Here is a 237-nt window from a genome sequence, read left to right as displayed (position 1 = left end):
CCTGTCGCGCGACGACTCGGTGACGATCTGCGCCTGCGTTTCGCAGCCCGCGTGAATCATATGGTTCGCGTGACCGGCGCGCGTGCCGACGCTTTGCACCGAGCAGCGCTGCGCGGTGGCCTCAACGCTGAACACGCGCGGGTCTCCGGCGCAACCGAGCGTGTGATGAAAGCCGCTCGCAGCCGGCGCAGTGCGCAGCGTGTGCAGCGCTTCGTCGAGCGAGCCGGCGTCGAGAAC

Annotated in this window: 1 protein-coding gene; it reads right to left on the bottom strand. The window is 69.2% G+C overall.

Annotated elements, in window-relative coordinates; genetic code table 11:
* The coding region (locus SB753_RS41200) for a carcinine hydrolase/isopenicillin-N N-acyltransferase family protein (RefSeq protein ID WP_410805699.1) at positions 1 to 237 on the bottom strand (237 nt) is incomplete at both ends.

The sequence above is a fragment of the Paraburkholderia sp. SIMBA_053 genome (assembly GCF_046534895.1).
Lineage (GTDB): Bacteria > Pseudomonadota > Gammaproteobacteria > Burkholderiales > Burkholderiaceae > Paraburkholderia > Paraburkholderia caledonica.
This window is presented reverse-complemented; position numbering and strand designations above follow the sequence as displayed.